Below are 13,698 nucleotides of genomic sequence, written 5' to 3' on the forward strand. Positions count from 1 at the left end.
CTCTCAAAAATATTAAGCCGCAACGGAGCGGCGGATTGTTTGACTGGTGTTTGTTTTGATAAGTGCTGCGGCAAGTGGCGGGCAAACTGAGTTGCCACACATACGGACTTGCGCAGCCTTTGAAAGCTTGGTGCCGTCGGGTAGGGTGTCGATTACGTATGAATCAGGAAACCCTTGTGCTCTGTAGAGTTCACGCGGTGACAGCATACGCATACCGATGTCTACGATCTGATAATCTTCGCCTTTGATCGTTACCAAACCAAAGCGGTCTTTTGTGGTAACGGTGTGTAGCGGTTCATTGACTGTGCAACCTTCACCCGTTCCGTAATATTTAACCAAGAAGGCGCGAACCTCTCCGATGTGACCACCACCGCTAGTGATGGTATGAACCGGCTCTCTTACATCTGTACCAATACAGCCATTGCGAAGCTTTACTAGGTTGCTGGCGATAAGAGCATGATGGTCAACCGTGGTTACTGTGTCGGTCGGTGCATTCATGCTTATACCAGAGCCTGTATAGTTGCCACCGTAGTGCTTGGCTAAGAAAGCGCAAACTAGCTGGGAGTGATTCTGTGTGGTGATCGTATTTACTGGTTTGTCTATTGGTCGTGGCTTGCCTGCGTATGCTGGCCCGCCAGCACCGATAATAAACGGTTTATCTGACTCGATGACGAAACGCTGTAAGCCACGAGCGATTCGCTTCATTGTGTTTTCTGCCAGCGGTCGCTTACGCTCAAAAATGCTTGGGCAAGGGATAGACCAGTCGATAATATCGGCGGCTGTTTTCCAAGGCTTAAGCTTTCCGGATTGGACTTCTAGGCTTGCTGGATCGCCGTGGGTTGGTGTTGGCCATGAAATAGGGTTGCCATCACAACGTGCGATAAGAAAGAAACGCTTACGGGTAGTCGGTACACCGAAGTCGCAAGCGCGCAGCTCTTTCCAATCAACGATATAACCAAGCTTTTTCAGCGCGTTAACAAACGTCTTAAAATTCTTACCCTTCAGGCTTTGGCCTTTCTGCCCTAGAAATGGTGCGCCGTCTCTCACTGGTCCCCACGTTTTAAACTCTTCAACATTCTCAAGCATAATTATTTTAGGCTTTACCGTAGCAGCCCAACGAACAGCAACCCAAGCCAAACCGCGAATATTGCGGTCTACTGGCTTGCCGCCTTTGGCTTTCGAGAAGTGTTTGCAGTCCGGGCTAAACCAGGCAATTTCGACTTCACGGTTTCCGCATGCCTTACGTGGGTCAACTTCCCAAACGCTTTCGCAGTAGTGTGCTGTATCTGGGTGGTTTGCCGTGTGCATCGCCACGGCTTCGGGGTCGTGGTTAATCGAAATATCAACGGGACGGCCTAATGCCATTTCCAAGCCGGTAGAAGCACCGCCACCACCAGCAAAGTTATCAATCACCAATGATTGAGGTAGGTGCAGGTCTAACTGACCTGCGTGGTTGTTGAAGAAGTGCATTCACTATACCTCCTGAAACATTGGCAGCTTAAAGGCTTGCTCACGTAACTTGTCCGCTTCAACTGGGTCATAGCCCCAAATATTGCTGCCGTCTTCGCGGAAGCATTTTGGTGCAATTAGGCGCTTATCAATTGGCGTACCGTCTAGAATGTAGCGCTTTAGGTGTGAGATTAGGCTTTGCATGGTTCCGCCTTCGCTAAGGCCAGACCATTGAATATGCTCACGGTTGGTGTAAACGCGGCGGCGCGTGTAGGCGTCCACGTAGAACACCTTGCCGCCTTTGCCTAATTCCATGTGAGCAATTTTATTTTCATGACTTAAGAACTTGCGACCATGGGTGGCGATTAATTTAATCAACCTGTTTGCATGATTAACTCGCTCACTTTCAATCGGCTTATCAATGACATAGAACGAATCACAGCCGCACTTAGGGCACACAAAGGTAGATGAAAAGCCGTCACCATTAGGTTGATTTACCATTTCAGCATATACGCCTGTCCAGCGGCATGATTGTCTTGAACACTCTTGTCGATCTTGCATCATAGTCATTGAATGATTCCTTCCTTCGGCGCCTGCGGGACCACGATGTGGGCCACGGCCTTGATTAAAATGTCAGGGATGATTGAGCCGTTGATGAAGTGGGGCGGGTGGTACTTCACTAGCTCAACGTGGTTGTTGTCGTGGCAAATCCAGACTAAGCACTCGTGTTTGTTTACGTGCTTGAACTCCTTGGGAGCCAGCCAAATTTCGCTAGGTTCATGTTGCTTCATAGTATTAAGTGAACCTTTAGGCATAGTTCCTTTGCCTTGTTATAAGCTTCAATCCATGCGTCCCGCTCTGCTGTGGTCTTGAATCTCCTATATGAGGTTCCTTGACCTTTTAGGGGTTTAGCTGAAATTTCTAGGTCGCCACTGGGAGTCCAGTCGCGTAAGCCTAAAATGCACCATTCATTGATGCCCTTTAGGATTGCCACATTAGGCGAATAACCGTTACCTAAATCGCGAACATGGTAGCCTTCATGATTCACGTTAACCGCTTGACGCATGTCTCCAATGGATGCGGGCTTTAGCTGCTTTACTATCGACTTGGTAAGCTTTTTCCTAGTTGTAATTACTTCAATTTCTATACTCACGCTATTGCCTCCAATTGCCGTTGTAGTTCAGCCACTTGCTCATATAGTGCGCTATGGCTGTAGACCACCACCCAGAGAATGCCGCTTTCAATATCTGCACCAGAGCCATGACCCACGGTGACATCTTGGATGCGCTCAATACTGCTGCGCTTGCTTGAGTCCAGTACTTTAGCTAAGCGATAAAGAATGTCTGTGGCATGCGCTGGGTTACCGGTCTGCTGCCACTGTGCGATTTCTTCGGCTAGATTCATGCTGCCACCTTCGCTTCTTCTGCTTTATATACGTAGCGACGGCCACCGTTCCAAAGCAGTTGGTTGATCGTACGCTTGGCGCGCTCGCGATCTTCTTGAGTTGCGCCGTTGTCGGCGGTTTCTTGAAGTAGCTGCACTTCTAAACTCACGGCTTCTTGAATCAGCCCTTTTGCGTGAGCTGCTTCGCGTGTTTGATAAGACAGGCGTATAGCGGCCTCAACCGCTTGCTTAACAAGTAGAGTTGTCATTGTTAGTACCTTTGATTGTTTGTTTGGGAGGGTGCGCAGGGCGCTTTGAATTGCAGTCAAACCCAAGCCACTTATGGGCACTCGGAAAAGTTAGGTGTTGCCGCACCTACTGACTGCAAATCAAAGAACCCTTGCGTGCATGCAAGGGTTCTTTTGATGCTTTAGATATCGAGTGTTGAAATAACCATCCCAAGACAATATTTTTCTTCACCATCTAATATTTCAAATGTCGTATGAGGAATTTGTGTCTTATACGACCAAGAGAACTCTCCGTTACACCAGACAGCTTCAACCTCTTTCGATGCAGCTTTATGGTCAAGCCACTGCATTAGCTCATCATCTGTATCTAACTCGTCACGGTTACCTAAAATGCCTTCACGATGAATTAAGACATGGCCACCATCATGCACGCCAACCTCATCACGAAAAGCACCATCAAATTCAATTAGGTCATCAGAGGCTCCATATATAATTAATAGATTGGACTTTTTTAGTGATTCACGCATTTCACTAGATATTCTTAGTGGGTACTGAGTGCCGTTAAGCTTATTAGTAAGTTCAATTATGTTCATTCTATGTTCTCCTTTTTTTAACGTTGGCTTGGGTAGAGCACTCTCGTTTACTGCTGGATAGAGGGCAGGGATAACCGGCACAAGAGCGCTCTCCGAAGCCCACCGCGTGGGGCGGTGGGTGCGTATTTGTGACTTATTACTCAGTTTGAATTTCAAACCAGTGAGTAAAGTGGCTTTGAAAGAGGTTGCGGATCGTGAGCGACATCAGTGAAAAGTTTGCATCGAGATCGGATAGGGTGCCCCCTTGGGAGTCGTTGAAAGCCTGCTCCTTAAGTGCGTCATCCCACTTAATCGACTTGATAGTTAAGTCATCACATAGAACGAATGACATTTTATCTGTCCAACGTAGGCCGACATTTTTCACAGACATGCCTTGCTCAAGATGGCGCGTTACATCTTCGGAAAGCGGCTCAAGTTTCTTGAACTTAATAGAAGACCGGTCTTCTGAACTGTCTTGAAGGTCGCAGGTATCACCAGTTTCTAAGCTTGCTGGTACTTCGTTTTTCATTAGCCAGTCAGTCATTACCATGGAGGGCGATACTTGCGCTTGCAGCGGCACCATAGGAAAGCTACCAAGCATTGTTTGCAGCAGCTTGAATGACTGCTCTGTCATGGCTCCGTTGGTCGTGTTGAGCACCAGTAATTCAGCCTTCTTGTCGATGTATAGCCACACATCAGATAGGTTAGAGAACGCTTTGGCCCGAAGATCGAATACCAAGCCTTCTTTAATGTCGGCCTTTTCTTTACGCCCAACCTTGCGACCCTCAATGGTTTCGATCTCGGCCACTTTTTCTTCAAGCTCTTCGCGTACCACTGACGACGGTAGGCTTTTCTCTTCCTTACCAAAGCGGAACAACATGCAATCGTTGCTCACGATCGCCCAGCATTCAGAGCCACGAATCAGCGGCAAGGTGCCGAACGTGAATTCGTCTTGCGCGCCTACTTCGCGTAGTGGGTGCTCTGGCAGTGCTTGCTCAATGGCCGCGAAATCAACGGGGCCTTTAAGTTGGAATAGTTGTAGAGTTTTAGGCCACATTTGCAGTTACTCCTGTGAACTCAGGCGCCTCGTACTCAGCCCAGCCAAGTAGTTTGCAGTTTTCGCAAAGGCCTAATGGCACATAGAAGTCTGCGAACTCGTAGTGCGCTTGGTTTTGTACCCAGCCAACACTTGATATGTATTCGCCATCTTCGCCAATTAGTGTCCAGTCCTCGCCTTCGACCGAGGGGCGGTTTTGGTAAAGAGCTTCGAATACAGTAATGCCATGTTTGGTTTCTACCGCGATCCAGAATTGCTTTTCAGTGCCTAGCTCTACTTCTGGCACTGTATCCGGCGCATTCCATTTCACGATAGGTGGTCGTGGGGTTGTCATGGTTGTCTCCTTAGTAAACATCGTTCCAGTCGGCGTTAAGCACGGATGCGGCGTGGTGTTCGCGCTTGCCGTCCCACTCAACAACCACAGCCTCTACGTTTGGCACGTTGTGGCGTTGGTCTTCTGGTACGCCTTCCAAATACTCTTTTTGCTCTTGGTTGATCTGAGCGGCGCGGAAGTCGGCTTCGGCGCGGGATGATGCAGCAACTAGTGAGCCGGGGCCGTGGATCTCGACCGCCCAAAGCTTTTGTTCTTCTTTCGGGGTGCTGTAGGCCTCTGCGCAGAAAGGACAGTATGTGCCAAAGATTGGTGTCTCGTACTTCTTGCGATTCTTGGCTTCTTCGCCATTCACTTTTTTAACTTTGTGGCTGCTGTCGATCATCATCGCTGGTACGGCATTGTCGCTACCATCAAAGCGAAAGTGGTAGTGCATAATTCGAGCTTCAAAAGATTCAGTGACCGCATTTTCTGGCAAGCGGTCTTTTATAAAGCTTTCCATAAAGCTCAATGTGTCTTGCATACAGTTGCACATGGTTAAGTCTCCTGGTGGTGTGGGTGTTGCTTCGCCTGCGGGGTGAGGTAACTCTTGGAGCGGCCTCCGCATCTAAGCTGCCGTGTAGATATTTGGTATGCAGTTAAGAAGGGGGCGTCTACGGCTGGCTGCGCTCGCGGCCCTTCATGGCTGTTATGGATCAGTGAATTATTTAACGTCGTCCACTGCCGACTTGGTTAAAAGGTATGTCATCGTCGAAGTCGTCAAACGATGGACCTTGCTGCGGCGATGCTTGCTGTGACATTGGGCGTTGCTGTTGCTGTGGTGCTGGACCACGGCTTTGCGTCCCTCCACTTTGGTCAGCGTAACCGCTTTGTTGTGGAGCGTTACCCCAAGAACCGAACGACTGAGGCTGACCATATCCACCGCCTTGCTGCTGTTGCGGCGCTTGCTGGCCGTAACCTTGTCCACCTTGCGGGCCACCGTAGCCACCTTGTTGTGGCGCTTGCTGTCCACCGTAACTGCCTTGGCCCTGTTGCCCTTGCTGGTCGTCTTGTCGACCGTCCAGTAATTGCATTTCGTTGGCGATGATCTCTGTGGTGTAGCGCTTAACGCCGTCTTTCTCCCACTCTCGGGTGCGTAGTGAGCCTTCAACGTATACTTTCAAGCCTTTCTTGATAAAGTCACCAGCGATCTGACCTAGACGGAAGTTGCCACGATCCATGAACGCCACACGATGCCATTCAGTACGCTCTTGCATTTCTCCTGTCTGCTTATCACGCCAGCTTTCTGATGTGGCAAGGTTCACATTTGCGACCGCTGCGCCAGAGGGCATGTAACGCACCTCGGCATCGGCTCCCGCATTTCCTATCAAAATGACTTTATTAATTCCGCGTGCCATTGGTTATGTACCCCGTTTTTTTGCAGCGTTTAAGCTTTGGTAGTGGTTTGGCCCGTAGGTGAGCGTTATGGAATGGCGGTGTGTAGCTGAATGCGTTATGGCGCTTAGGTGCTAATACCAGTTGCGCCTTTGCGTCCATTAAGCTCATTAGCGCTAGGGCGGTACTTGCTCGACCCACAAGCGATCCAGAAACTAGAATTTTCTTTTTGGACGGATTTTCTTCTACCACCTCCCAAGCCTCCTCTGTTTCCTCAAGATTCAGGGGGTTGCCAGGATGAAGGCAGTAAGAGCAAGGTGGCGCGAGAAAGCAGGTGCAACCCTGATCTCTGAAGGTAATATCGAAGTCATCTGCTTCATCTTGCCAATCAGGTTTAAGCTGTCTTCCCATTACTGCACCTTCTTAGCTTTGGTTGAGCGCTTCAAGCGATTGCCTAAAGCGCCGTTAATGGTGAAACCGCCGTGCTTCGCTTTATCATCGCGGCCTTGCTGAACTTGAGCTGTTTTGATCTTGCCGCCAGCCTTCAAAAAAGCCGCTGTTTGAGCGGCTATCTGTTCTTGCAGTTTGCGTTGCTTAGTCGGGATGTTTTCGCTGCTGATCATGCGACCTCCTGAGTGGCTTGCTCTGCTTGAATGCGAAGGTAGATTTCTTCGCGGTGAACAGATACATCTTTCGGGGCGGTGATGCCGATGCGCACTTGGTTTCCTTTGATACCTAGCACCATGGCATCAATTTTGTTTTCGCCTTCACCAATGCAAAGGGTTTCTCCGGTACGTCTTGTCAAAAGAAGCATGTTTAAATTCCTTCTAATTTATGAAAAGTGGGGGAGTGAGCTAGCTGCTCACTCCGAATTCGTTAGGCCGCTTTAGCCTGTAGGGAAATATATTTACCGACGATGGCTTCTAGCTGCTGGTGTAGCTCATCGCCTAGATTGTTTTTCAGAGCGAAAACAGCAAGGTCATATCCCAAAGTGCCTGGTATTGCTTTATTGGCATTACGCTTCGGTTGATGCTGAACCACATTGCTCGGTGCTGGCGTGAATGCCGGAGCATGATCAAGTGCTTGCTCTTGCTGATGGCGTTGCTCTTCGGCCTGTGCTTCTAACTCAGCTAAACGGGCTTGCTCTTCCTGACGTGCCTTATAGTCACTTAGGCGAGCCTTAACAGTCATGGCAAAGTCGTCTTTCTCTTTCAGCACAAGCTGAACCAGATCGGGAAGCAGCGCCGCAACCAAGTCAGCACCTAGCTCACGCTTAGCTAGCGCCTTGTTGTCTTTGGCGCGAAGGTAAACCGCTTGAACGTCTGCTTTGGCTCGGGTTAATTCTGCTTCAATGGCGTTATTGCAAGAATCAATAGTACGCTTACCTTTAAGCGCTCCAGCAAAATCAGCGTTAAACGCTGGCAATGGAATCTCAAGTGCTTCGGATTGCTCGGCAATGTAGCTGTTAAGCTTTTCCTTACCTTTTACAATCAGGTCTTTCTTGATCTCGTCCTTGCGGAACTTAACTTGTTTCTCAGAGTTCAAGCGCGCTTGTCGGATCAGTTCTTGGATGCTCTTCAAATCTTTGATGAACATATCAACGTCTTCGATCTGGCCCTGTACAGAGCTGATTGCGCTATCAATGCCGGATTCTGCTTGCTTGAAAATCTTGTTGCGACTTTCGGCGTTAGCAAACTCTTGGTCTGTTTCAAGCTTCTTCTTGCTTTGCTCGACCAACTCTTGCGCCTGCTGCTTGTAAAGCTCAATGTTGCTGGTGATCGTTAGAGCCTGCTTATCAAGGTTGAAGTTAATCGCTGGAAGGTCTTTGATAAGATCGGCAACCACCGGCGCTTTCTTTTCTGCGGGTTTGTGGGTTGCTAGATCAATTTCAAACTGACGCCAAGCATCAATGACCGCTTGCATACGTTCTGGTTTGCTTTCGTACTCAAGTTCTATCCAATTATCTTTTGTGCCATCTGAAACGATGAACGCGCATAGGCAAGAGCCAGAAACATACAGCTGGTGCTCAACTTGAGGCCAATGCGTTTCGGGTAGGTCTTCGTGCTCTGCGATAAAGTCGGCTAGTTTTTGATTCCAAAGCTTATGCTCAAAGATGCTGGTTTCATTGAATGTCTGGCCGTCAAATGATGCCGCCATGCGGTCGTACTCTTCACTGACACCCGTAACAGGGTAAAATTCATAACCGCTGTCTTCCTCTAGGATTTCACGGGCGGCGGCCTCAGCAGCGTGACCTTTATCAAAAAGCGCTTGCTTAGCTGGCGTAACTTCTTCTGTATAGCCAGTTGCTTTCTCGTCTAGCAATTGTGTGCGCGTCTTATATGGTGACAAGCCAAGCATTGCGGCAGCGTCTGACGCCGTGAATTTAGTAGCACGAAAATCATGCCATTCTTGTGTGCCTTGAATTAGGTTGACTAGTTTCATTGTGCTACTCCTTTAGGGATGCTTAGGATGGTTTGCTTCTGGTCTTCGGTTAGCGACCATTTAGAAGAAATCATGGTGATAATGTCTTCAGGCGTTTTGGCGCCTTCTTGTACTGCTAGCTCCCAGCCGCTAAAGCTCTTTTGAAAGCGGTCATCTGGATAGGTTTCTAGTGTTGTCTGATGGATTTGCTGAAGCGGAGGTGTTACATCTTTTTCTTTACTCTTTGCTTCTTCTTCCTCAGCTTTGATCGCCGCCTTGATTCGCTCTGACTCATCGGGGTCAACAAAACCAGACAAACCAAACGCGTAACGAGCCGCCTGTATGGTGGCCTTATGGCGAAGCATTCGAGCAGGCCACTGCTTCCATGGCTGAGACTTGCCGGAAGCGTCTTTGCACTCGGCCATGTATTCAGTGACCTCAGTAGGGCGCGTGCGATCCTTGCGATAAATCTTGCAAGTGACGGAAACCAGATCACCGTTATTCTGGTTATCTACAAACTCCATTCCATCGAACTGTGGGTGACCGTTGATGATCTTTAGCCAGCCATCAATCGACACAATCGGCTGAATGGCACCGCGATTGTTGAATGCGTAAATCTCTTTGGTAAGAGGGTTTAGGCTGTATTCATTGCAAACCGCTAAGAACGTTACGAGCTCTTCGTTTGTTACCTTCTGGCCTTGCCCCTTTGCTTTCATGAGCGTGTTGACCATTAGGTTTTGAATTTCACCTTCATCGAGATCAAGTCGCGACGCCATTACAGCGAATGGTGATTGTTTCTGGTGTGGCATGGCTGCCACTTGGTTTGACGGGTGAGCCTGCATGGTCGTCTCCTTTCGTCCCTATAAAAATGTTTAATATCTACCGATGAATTCATCGATATATGGCTTGATTGCTTTGCGAACGCTTCGCTTTTGGTGAATTGCTATTCCGGCTGCGATTGTCACGGCCATACACCACGCCGCTAAGATCAGCCAACAGAGGCCAACAATGACGCCGCAGAGAAATAGAAACTCAAAGCTAAAGCCGTTTAGTACTGCGTCTATCATGGCTGGTGCCTCCAGTGGTTATGCAGTCAGCACGGTTTCGTTGCGTGCGGCTGCGATTGTGCTTTGAATCCAAGCTTCAACTTCTGACTCGATCCAAGCGGTTTGAACGGATATGCCATTTCTTGCTGTGCCCAAAGGGATTTGTTTAGGAAATTCGCCTTTGGCGATTCGAGCGTAAATGGCAGACTTCTTAAGACCTGTGCGATCCGTTACTTCTGGCATTCGTATCAGTCGAGTTGGCTTAGTTGATTGTTCCGACATAAGTCCTCCTATTGTTTCCGGCTACACACTCATGGAATGCGTACTCGGAAAAACATGGTTAAACATGCCCGTCACACCTATCCCCATGAGTCCACAGAGGGGGATTCGGTCACAGCTCGCACCTACGGGATTTGCTTACGCTTGGTGGTCTTTGCTGGAGCGGTTCGCCGCTTCGATGACAATAATCTTAGTTTATTAAGATTTATTTGGTCAACGATAAAGTTTAGAAAAGTAAGAATTAATTTTAATAGTCTAAGAAAATCAATAAATTGCGGGCGAAAAAAAACCGCCTCGAGTGGGCGGCTTTAGAAAAGAAAGGGGTGGTACGGCGCTACAAGGCCGATTCTTGCCAAAATACTCTACCAATAATCCTTACATGTTTAGCGTCTTCTGCGCTTAAGTCTTCGTCAGGGTAGTCTGTAGAGTTTTCCGATCGGATGCGAATACCGTTAAACGGAAGACGATACAGGTACTTAACTCTCAGTAAGCCTCCGTACTCTAGGGCGTATATCTTTCCGTCCGTAATCTTGGTTGACCTGGTATCTATGAAAATTTTGGCACCGTCAGATATTTTGCTTTCCATCGAGTCACCAGATACACGGCATGAAACCACCGCACCCGCTGGAACTCCCTGAGTAGAGAGCACATCAAGGTTTATGCGTGCTTTCTCGGTTGTACTGTCAAAAATGCTTGCTAAGCCTGCTCCTGCTGCCAATTGAATCTCCTCGAAAAACGGAACAAGAGCTTCATGGTGGGCTGGAGGGTCGCCATTCTCATAAATGTCAGCTCTTTCAAGGTCTGGGTGCAGATCGCTTATTGTGCCTTTGCCTGTCAACAACCACTCAGGATTGCATTGAAGTAGCTTTGATAGCTTAAGAAGATTTTCACCCCTAGGGCTTGAGTTGCCATTTAGCCAATGACTAACCCCTCCGCTCGAGATGCTTGTGGCCTTTGATATATCAACGCTCTTTAGGCCAAGTTCTTTGAGCCGCTGACGAATACGATCTGAAGTTTCCATTCTTAGAATACTAAACCTTGACTCACTTACTTTCATAAGCATAAAATCTTATTTAATTAAGATAAATGTTGAGAATTCTAAGATGTTTAAATCAGATGTGATCAAACATTTCAAAACCGCAACCGCTGTTTGGACCGCTTTGGGCATTACATCTGGAGCAGTCTCACAATGGCCTGAGTTGATTCCAGAGAAGCAGGCTATGCGCTTATCCCTGATGACCAACAATCAACTCAAGTACAACCCCGAGCTGTACAAAAAGAAACTACAAGCCGACACAGAAGCGGCCTAACCAAAAAACAATAACCCAAACAGGAAACATAGCCATGCCAGCTAAAAAACCCGAAGAACTGCATCACAACAAAGAGTTTCGTATTCGTTTCACCCAAGGCCGAAACGCTCAGATTTTAGAGCTTGCCGCCAAGCTCACGGATCTTGATGGAGGTGAGCAAGTTAAGAAGTCTGAGCTCGTTCGCGCTTTAACAGAAATGATGATTGATCAAATGTCATCGCCCCAATACGACTTACAGATATTAGCGTCAATTTACGATGCTCGCGAGGGACGCAATGCCATTTAAAGAGATCCAAAAAATAGAGCAGTGCGAGTTAGTGCTGCTCAACAAAGACAGGTCATTAAAGCTTGAAATGCTGGCAACTAGTCTTGGAGTAGAGCCAACAGACGCCTTAGAGCTGATTATTGAGGATGCCCTAGAAGTCCCTGAAGAAATTGATCTAAAGGACCTTCTAAAAAGGATCAAGGAAAACCGTAGTGAAGATAAAGAGAGAACGCACAGCGATTTCTTTGTAACTCACTAGAGGGACTAGAAGCGAGTAAACGCCAGGCGAAAAAAAAGCCCAACTTGGCGGCGGGGCTTTTTTTGGAGTTGGTAAAAATATTCACCATTAGAGTGTTCAAATTATGAGCGTATTTAAAATGTTTTTCAAGTTAGTTCAGCGCGTATCGCGCTTTTTAATGTTCTGGGTGCCGTGTGGTGCCGTTTTTCGTGTGAATGGTTGGGTCAGCAATGAGCTTTTGGTCATTGAGGCAATGGAGAAGGTGGCATGAGTAAGACGCAGTTTGAACCGACAGCATGGTCCTGCTCAAAAACAGGTCTAAAGATCGAAGTCACAAGAGTGGAAGATGATAAGCGCTTTCTTGCTGTTAGAGATGGGCTTGGAAGGTGTCTTAGCAACGATACTTTTCCCTCTATGGATTTAGAAGCAAAGAGCTGCATACAGGATAAGCGCTGGCTTGCTAATCATCGCTTCACCAGCATGAAAAATGCGACTGATGCAATTGACTGTTACTGGAGCTCATCAATGGCACCTATCGACTCATCTGAATGCAGCCTTTCTTACTTCGATATTAGTAAGACTTTGCGTCAAGTAGAGTTGTTGGCCTCCGAAGTACGTAGCCGTGATAAAGAGTTGGCCAGATTACGAAGCAGACAATTCTTTGGGTTTAACAACGAAGAGTGTTGGTTGTGGATGGGGGATGGCACAGACCATCTTGAATCACTTGTTTGTCCTGTTGTCATTTCTCCTGTCGATCTAATGGCGCTCATACAGAAGTCGGAAGGTGAAGCATGAGCGCTCAAGTAATCAGCTTCCCCACACCAGAGAGGCCAGAACCCGAAACCAAAGAGGTGCGAATCGTGGCAGATTGCGACGAGGGATATACGCGCCTAGCCAATACGCTATTGGAGGCGTTGTGTCGCGTAGATATTACTCCTCGCCAGATGCGCGTATTTTTGGCTATCGTGCGCAAGACGTACGGATACCAAAAGAAATCTGACTGGGTGTCACCCGAGCAGATCGCCAAGATAATTGACTATGAAGGGTGTGAAAGCAATATACGAAAAGATATTAGCACTCTTAAGAAACGGCTATTAGTGGTTAAAAAGGGACCACATATCGGTCCAAATCCTGTCATTACCGATTGGCTTTTAAGTGTTGAAAGACCGAAAAAAGACGGACCAAAGCAACACAAAAATGTGTCAATTTCTACACATGAAAGTGTTGAATCCGACACAAAAACGTGTGGCGAACAACCCCCACAAAAGAAAGAAGAAAAACCTAAAGAAAATATAAATAAACCTATTGTCGGGAAACCCGACGAGCCGAGTATTCCCGAGCAGGTTATTTCCTACCTGAATTTTAAGGCGGGCAAACGCTTTCAGTTCACCAAGAACAACCTTGGATTTATCAACGCTCGAATCAAGGAAGGATTCACTCTTGACGACTTTCGTGGAGTGATCGACCGCAAGGTGGCTGTGTGGCTACACGACCCGAAGATGAACCAGTACCTGCGACCAAAAACCCTTTTTAGCTCAGACAACTTCGATAGCTACGTGAACGCGGCGATCGTCCCAGCTGGAATAAATCAAATTCCAAATGGAATTCCAACGCAGCCAGCAGGGCAGCAATACGCACCAGCTGGACACCAGAAACCACAGAGCAATCGCGAGCAAGTCAGCGATGCACTGACCGACATCCACGACACCGACTGGTAAGGAGAAA

At 47.8% G+C, this 13,698-nt stretch carries 24 protein-coding genes; 6 read left to right on the top strand and 18 right to left on the bottom strand.

What is annotated here, in order from left to right:
• Nucleotides 1-12: 12 nt before the first annotated feature.
• From AYW75_RS07670 to AYW75_RS07760, 18 genes are all read right to left on the bottom strand, one after another.
• Nucleotides 13-1,470, bottom strand: a complete 1,458-nt coding sequence (locus AYW75_RS07670; protein WP_197478920.1) for a DNA cytosine methyltransferase — start codon at nucleotides 1,468-1,470, stop codon at nucleotides 13-15.
• A gap of 3 nt (nucleotides 1,471-1,473) precedes the next feature.
• Nucleotides 1,474-2,019 (bottom strand): hypothetical protein, encoded by a 546-nt coding sequence (locus AYW75_RS07675; protein ID WP_067097829.1) that lies wholly within the window; start codon nucleotides 2,017-2,019, stop codon nucleotides 1,474-1,476.
• Between the two features lie 217 nt (nucleotides 2,020-2,236).
• On the bottom strand, nucleotides 2,237-2,602 hold the full coding sequence (locus AYW75_RS07685; protein ID WP_067097835.1) for a hypothetical protein: 366 nt from the start codon (nucleotides 2,600-2,602) through the stop codon (nucleotides 2,237-2,239).
• Nucleotides 2,599-2,853 carry a hypothetical protein gene (locus AYW75_RS07690; protein WP_067097839.1) on the bottom strand — a complete coding sequence of 85 codons (255 nt, stop codon included), beginning with the start codon at nucleotides 2,851-2,853 and terminating at the stop codon, nucleotides 2,599-2,601. Before AYW75_RS07690 ends, AYW75_RS07685 begins: the two co-directional genes overlap by 4 nt.
• On the bottom strand, nucleotides 2,850-3,101 hold the full coding sequence (locus AYW75_RS07695) for a hypothetical protein (RefSeq protein WP_067097842.1): 252 nt from the start codon (nucleotides 3,099-3,101) through the stop codon (nucleotides 2,850-2,852). Before AYW75_RS07695 ends, AYW75_RS07690 begins: the two co-directional genes overlap by 4 nt.
• 161 nt (nucleotides 3,102-3,262) lie before the next feature.
• On the bottom strand, nucleotides 3,263-3,673 hold the full coding sequence (locus AYW75_RS07700) for a hypothetical protein (protein ID WP_067097845.1): 411 nt from the start codon (nucleotides 3,671-3,673) through the stop codon (nucleotides 3,263-3,265).
• Between the two features lie 136 nt (nucleotides 3,674-3,809).
• A complete protein-coding gene (locus AYW75_RS07705) occupies nucleotides 3,810-4,709 on the bottom strand; it encodes a recombination-associated protein RdgC (protein WP_067097848.1) in 900 nt (299 codons plus the stop codon).
• Entirely contained in the window at nucleotides 4,699-5,043 is a 345-nt protein-coding gene (locus tag AYW75_RS07710; RefSeq protein WP_067097851.1) for a hypothetical protein, read from the bottom strand. Before AYW75_RS07710 ends, AYW75_RS07705 begins: the two co-directional genes overlap by 11 nt.
• 10 nt (nucleotides 5,044-5,053) lie before the next feature.
• The gene (locus tag AYW75_RS07715) at nucleotides 5,054-5,575 is read right to left on the bottom strand and encodes a hypothetical protein (RefSeq protein WP_067097855.1); all 522 of its coding nucleotides are present in this window, start codon (nucleotides 5,573-5,575) and stop codon (nucleotides 5,054-5,056) included.
• A gap of 172 nt (nucleotides 5,576-5,747) precedes the next feature.
• Nucleotides 5,748-6,437 carry a single-stranded DNA-binding protein gene (ssb, locus tag AYW75_RS07720; RefSeq protein WP_067097857.1) on the bottom strand — a complete coding sequence of 230 codons (690 nt, stop codon included), beginning with the start codon at nucleotides 6,435-6,437 and terminating at the stop codon, nucleotides 5,748-5,750.
• Entirely contained in the window at nucleotides 6,421-6,825 is a 405-nt protein-coding gene (locus AYW75_RS07725) for a hypothetical protein (protein WP_067097860.1), read from the bottom strand. The genes ssb and AYW75_RS07725 overlap by 17 nt, the downstream gene beginning before the upstream one ends.
• Nucleotides 6,825-7,037, bottom strand: coding sequence for a hypothetical protein (locus AYW75_RS07730; RefSeq protein ID WP_067097863.1), 213 nt, complete (start codon nucleotides 7,035-7,037; stop codon nucleotides 6,825-6,827). The genes AYW75_RS07725 and AYW75_RS07730 overlap by 1 nt, the downstream gene beginning before the upstream one ends.
• Nucleotides 7,034-7,228, bottom strand: coding sequence for a carbon storage regulator CsrA (gene csrA / locus AYW75_RS07735; RefSeq protein ID WP_067097866.1), 195 nt, complete (start codon nucleotides 7,226-7,228; stop codon nucleotides 7,034-7,036). Before csrA ends, AYW75_RS07730 begins: the two co-directional genes overlap by 4 nt.
• Nucleotides 7,229-7,290: 62 nt before the next feature.
• Nucleotides 7,291-8,856 (bottom strand): lambda-exonuclease family protein, encoded by a 1,566-nt coding sequence (locus tag AYW75_RS07740; RefSeq protein WP_067097869.1) that lies wholly within the window; start codon nucleotides 8,854-8,856, stop codon nucleotides 7,291-7,293.
• The gene (locus AYW75_RS07745) at nucleotides 8,853-9,677 is read right to left on the bottom strand and encodes a RecT family recombinase (protein ID WP_082856443.1); all 825 of its coding nucleotides are present in this window, start codon (nucleotides 9,675-9,677) and stop codon (nucleotides 8,853-8,855) included. Before AYW75_RS07745 ends, AYW75_RS07740 begins: the two co-directional genes overlap by 4 nt.
• 30 nt (nucleotides 9,678-9,707) lie before the next feature.
• On the bottom strand, nucleotides 9,708-9,902 hold the full coding sequence (locus AYW75_RS07750) for a hypothetical protein (protein WP_067097872.1): 195 nt from the start codon (nucleotides 9,900-9,902) through the stop codon (nucleotides 9,708-9,710).
• Between the two features lie 18 nt (nucleotides 9,903-9,920).
• Nucleotides 9,921-10,163 (bottom strand): helix-turn-helix transcriptional regulator, encoded by a 243-nt coding sequence (locus tag AYW75_RS07755; protein ID WP_067097875.1) that lies wholly within the window; start codon nucleotides 10,161-10,163, stop codon nucleotides 9,921-9,923.
• A 331-nt stretch (nucleotides 10,164-10,494) separates the two neighbouring features.
• Nucleotides 10,495-11,181 (bottom strand): S24 family peptidase, encoded by a 687-nt coding sequence (locus AYW75_RS07760; RefSeq protein WP_067098832.1) that lies wholly within the window; start codon nucleotides 11,179-11,181, stop codon nucleotides 10,495-10,497.
• An 82-nt stretch (nucleotides 11,182-11,263) separates the two neighbouring features.
• On the opposite strand from AYW75_RS07760, the gene AYW75_RS07765 reads away from it, so the two are divergent.
• From AYW75_RS07765 to AYW75_RS07785, 6 genes are all read left to right on the top strand, one after another.
• Nucleotides 11,264-11,470, top strand: a complete 207-nt coding sequence (locus tag AYW75_RS07765) for a Cro/CI family transcriptional regulator (RefSeq protein WP_067097878.1) — start codon at nucleotides 11,264-11,266, stop codon at nucleotides 11,468-11,470.
• A gap of 34 nt (nucleotides 11,471-11,504) precedes the next feature.
• The gene (locus AYW75_RS07770) at nucleotides 11,505-11,756 is read left to right on the top strand and encodes a hypothetical protein (protein ID WP_067097880.1); all 252 of its coding nucleotides are present in this window, start codon (nucleotides 11,505-11,507) and stop codon (nucleotides 11,754-11,756) included.
• A complete protein-coding gene (locus AYW75_RS07775; protein WP_067097883.1) occupies nucleotides 11,746-11,994 on the top strand; it encodes a hypothetical protein in 249 nt (82 codons plus the stop codon). The genes AYW75_RS07770 and AYW75_RS07775 overlap by 11 nt, the downstream gene beginning before the upstream one ends.
• 103 nt (nucleotides 11,995-12,097) lie before the next feature.
• The gene (locus tag AYW75_RS18775) at nucleotides 12,098-12,244 is read left to right on the top strand and encodes a hypothetical protein (protein ID WP_156490828.1); all 147 of its coding nucleotides are present in this window, start codon (nucleotides 12,098-12,100) and stop codon (nucleotides 12,242-12,244) included.
• Complete coding sequence (locus AYW75_RS07780) at nucleotides 12,241-12,768, top strand: hypothetical protein (protein ID WP_067097885.1); 528 nt, start codon at nucleotides 12,241-12,243, stop codon at nucleotides 12,766-12,768. The genes AYW75_RS18775 and AYW75_RS07780 overlap by 4 nt, the downstream gene beginning before the upstream one ends.
• Nucleotides 12,765-13,691: a conserved phage C-terminal domain-containing protein gene (locus tag AYW75_RS07785; protein WP_067097888.1), complete on the top strand. Its 927-nt coding sequence runs from the start codon at nucleotides 12,765-12,767 to the stop codon at nucleotides 13,689-13,691. Before AYW75_RS07780 ends, AYW75_RS07785 begins: the two co-directional genes overlap by 4 nt.
• The last annotated feature ends 7 nt before the right edge of the window (nucleotides 13,692-13,698 follow it).

The sequence above is a fragment of the Marinomonas atlantica genome (assembly GCF_001639725.1).
Lineage (GTDB): Bacteria > Pseudomonadota > Gammaproteobacteria > Pseudomonadales > Marinomonadaceae > Marinomonas > Marinomonas atlantica.